The sequence below is a fragment of the Neisseria sp. HMSC073G10 genome (assembly GCF_001812605.1).
Lineage (GTDB): Bacteria > Pseudomonadota > Gammaproteobacteria > Burkholderiales > Neisseriaceae > Neisseria > Neisseria subflava_A.
This window is the reverse complement of record NZ_KV809549.1, coordinates 1-2,429: the sequence shown is the minus strand read 5'-3', so window position 1 is coordinate 2,429 and position 2,429 is coordinate 1. Positions and strand designations below refer to the sequence as shown.

The following is a 2,429-nucleotide window of genomic DNA, read 5'->3' as shown; positions in this document are numbered from 1 at the left end:
TCGACCCGATAACGGGGAAATTCAATCCCAACCTTCTGCCCGAGCACATTAAAGAAGAGATCAAAGCGCAGACCGGTGCGGTTGCTTCGGTAGTTGGTGCCGCCGGAGGCAGCCTGAACGGCACCAACGGCGCAAACACCAATGCCCTGTTCAACGCACAGGTAGGGGGCGTGCTGGGGCAGAATGCGGTGGAGAATAACTGGTCAGGAAGTCAGAAGTATCGAAACGATTTATTAAATAGAGCCAGACAAGATGAAGATAAAGCGAAAAAATTGCTTATTATTGATAAAAAACTCCAAAAACTAGGTGTGATCGATGTTGAACCGGTTGCCATATACTATGAACAATGTAATGGATGTGCGGATGCTGATCATAAATATGGAGCAATACGCAAGCGTAACGACCAAATCGTTAGCCATGCCATACAATCTGGTACTTTGAATGATTCGGAGTTAAGCCTGATACAAGAAGATGCTGAAAATAGAGTGAAGTCGCTCCGATCGCTAGGCTTTTCGAATTACCCGCTTACTGCGGAAGTACATGCCCAAGCGAATATCTTGGACTTTATTCTTGAAGAAAGGATGAAGCGAGATCGTATTAGTTTGTCTCCAACAGAGCAAGTTAGTTACATACTACTTAAATCAGGAATGGGTAGCTCTCCCAAAGGAATAAGAGGTAGTAACTTTGGAAACTTGAGAAGGGTCACGCCCCAAAAAAGTGGAAAACCATCTGAGAATTATGGAACACCAACCCCTCCCCAAAACTACAAAGCCGACAATATCGGAAAAAGCAATCTGCCACCTACGACATCAAAGGCGCCTGTTCCCATTGTCCGCAAGGCCGAGGCTCCGTCCGGAAAGGCCGTGCCTGTGGGCGAAGTCCGCATTCCTTCAAATCCAAAAGCGGTAAAAGGAACAACCGTTACCCTGTCGCAGGAGCAACGCCTGGCCAACGGAGAGCTGATACCGAAAGGCTCTGTGGTAACGTGGTCGGACAATGCGGTAAAAGTGGTACGGCCCGACGGAATTAAAAAAATATTTAACTCTAAAATTTTAGAGGGAAGTACAGCATCGGTTTATGAATCCAAGCAGCTAATAAACTCTCAACAATTAATTTCTATTTGGCAAAATAACCCTCAATCCATTTGGGGATTATCAGCCGTAAGGATTGCAGAGCATTTTAACAATGCTGGATATAAAGCAACTGTTAGACAAAGCACACAAGGAAGTGGAAAGGCACTTATTGTAAAAATAGAAGGTCATAAAACAATCACTCAAATTCAAGTTCATCCAGGAGGAGGAAGACATGGTGGTGAATACTATAAAATATCTACAACAGATAAAGGGAAAATTAAAATAGTTAACCCTAAAACGTATAATAAAACAAATGAAAAAGCAACTATCTTATATAAATGAAAGGATTATTTATGGATGAGTTATCAAATTTGCGTTGGTCTGTTGTTGCCATGACTCAAGATCCTGATACTCAGAAAAAAATTACAGGATCTAGGCATACTGCTGGGGAGGAAATTGTTTTGGAATTCACTGATGCATTTGAAGAGTGTTTAGATAAAGGAAGTATCTTGACAACTAGACAAAAAGAAATGCTATTAAATTTAAATGCATATATATCTAGCATTAGTGGAGATGGATTCGATTTCATTTGGCTTGATGAATCAGGATTATATAGTCAGGAATGGGGAAATATACGTACATTAGCCAAGCAGGTGCTTAAAGAGTTTGGTTGGGAAAATATTTGTGCTTCTCCCTTGTATGAGAAAATATATATAAAATAAAAATTAGAGCTTAATTGCAAAAACGAAGAAACATCATAGGCCAAAAGCTAAATCGACAGCCTGAAAGCCGGCGGCGACATCAATATCCGCAGCCGCGAGGGCGACATTACCGTCCAAGGCAGCAACATTACTGCGGGCGACACTATCCGCCTCGATTCCGCGCGCGACATCCGGCTGCAGTCGGCCCAAGACAGCCAACATCAGGACGGCAAAAACCGCAATGCCGGCGTACAAGTCGGCGTCGGGGTTTCCGTTGGTGCCCAAACCGGCGTCTATATCTACGCCGAAGCGGCCTACGGCAAAGGCAAAAACCGTTCGGACAGCCAAACCCATCAAAACACCCTATTGCAGTCCGACAAACTGCAGCTCAGCAGCAAGGGCAATACCGTGCTGAACGGTGCCCAAGCCCATGCCCGACGCATTGATGCCGATGTCGGCGGCACCCTTTATATCGAAAGCCCGCAGGACACTGTCGAACAGGAGAGCAAACAAAGCGGCGGCGGCATCCGCGCCCAAGTCGCCCTCGGTACCGCATGGAGCGTATCCGGCAACTACAACCAAAGCAAAGCCAGCGGCCACAGCCGCAGCGTCGGCAGCCAGAGCGGTCTCTTTGCCGGCGAAGGCGGCTACCACA

At 45.8% G+C, this 2,429-nt stretch carries 2 protein-coding genes and 1 pseudogene; all 3 read left to right on the top strand.

From position 1 onward, the window contains the following. Positions 1-1,415: pseudogene (locus HMPREF2865_RS12455) on the top strand (hypothetical protein); the annotation flags it as partial. A gap of 11 nt (positions 1,416-1,426) precedes the next feature. Further along, positions 1,427-1,795, top strand: coding sequence for a hypothetical protein (locus HMPREF2865_RS11395; protein WP_003712418.1), 369 nt, complete (start codon positions 1,427-1,429; stop codon positions 1,793-1,795). Between the two features lie 51 nt (positions 1,796-1,846). Beyond that, positions 1,847-2,429 (top strand): hemagglutinin repeat-containing protein (locus tag HMPREF2865_RS11855; RefSeq protein ID WP_349267467.1); only part of this gene is annotated, 583 nt, incomplete at its 3' end.

What these genes read in the sequence shown, in the direction of transcription:
- HMPREF2865_RS11395 (WP_003712418.1), top strand. Translation starts at nt 1,427, where the DNA reads ATGGATGAGTTATCAAATTTGCGTTGGTCTGTTGTTGCCATGACTCAA.